This window comes from Catellatospora sp. NPDC049609 (genome assembly GCF_040675365.1).
Taxonomy (GTDB): domain Bacteria; phylum Actinomycetota; class Actinomycetes; order Mycobacteriales; family Micromonosporaceae; genus Catellatospora.
Map to the genome: position 1 here is coordinate 1 of NZ_JBFAOU010000493.1, position 1,055 is coordinate 1,055.

The following is a 1,055-nucleotide window of genomic DNA, read 5'->3' on the forward strand; positions in this document are numbered from 1 at the left end:
ACATCGCACCGCGATCATGTATCACAGTCCACACACGACGCCGTGAAGCACTGCACCACAAGATCTTCGCCAGATCCAGAACTGCTGTCCGCCAGGCCGGATGCCACACGTCCGCCCACCCGGTGATCCAACAGACCGTTGACAGCTATCGCGCACAAGATCGTAAGAGCCGGAGGGTCGTAGGTTCGAACCCTCGAGGCCACCACGGCCAACTGCACAGGCCGGCGGCTTTCGCGACCCAGCTTGGTGGGGGATACGGCATCGGCTGAATGGGTGGTCTTCGCGAGCGGGCGCATTGTGCTGTTGGCGCGCGCCTTGGGCGCCGGTATGAATGTGCACCCCTCGGGGACATGATCGCCTCGACCCGGCACCGCACAGGGGTGTGGAGAACGGTGCCGGGGTGTCCCCGAGCTCCTGCTGGGTGGAGGCCGGCAGGCGGTGCCGCACCGACCACCCCTTCGGTCGCAGCGGCACCGCCCCGGCGGGGCATGGGCCAGGTGCCCGCAGCCAGAGATGTCGCGGTCAGTTTGGGTGAGCTTCCACCCCGGGAGTAGACACCGGGTTCTCACGCTGCGAGGGGCGTGTTCGTTGCGGTAGTGGGCGGTGGGCGCCTCGTGGGGCGTGCGGTAGCCTAGGCTCGAGTGTAGGCGCCGACGGTTGTACTAGATCTCGATGTACTCGAAGACTGCCTGTCGTGCCTGGTGACGGTGGCCCAGACCCTGCAGGATCTCCATCTCCTTCTCCGTCTCCAGGCCCGCGACCCGCTTGCGCAGCCGGCGCAGTTCGTCGCGCTCGGCGGCAGACAGCTCACCCGGCGCGGGCGGCCGCGCGGCCGCCTCGGCCTTGCGGACCCACCCGCGCAACGTCTCGTGGCTGACGCCGAGATCGCGGGCCACCTCGTTGATCGGACGGCCCGACGACCGGACCAGCCCGACCGCGTCACGCCGGAACTCGTCGGTGTTACGATCTTGTGCGCAATAGTTGAGGTCGCGTGATGGGCCGCTCCGGGGCGTTTCACCAGGTGATGGTGCGGTCGGAGACCAGGGCGGCGACGG

The 1,055-nt window shown here is 68.1% G+C and carries 1 protein-coding gene; it reads right to left on the minus strand.

Annotation, left to right across the window (positions count from 1 at the left end; translation table 11 throughout):
- Positions 1–662: 662 nt before the first annotated feature.
- A partial coding sequence (locus tag AB0J67_RS41365) for a transposase (protein WP_363491322.1) occupies positions 663–1,055 on the minus strand: 393 nt, incomplete at its 5' end.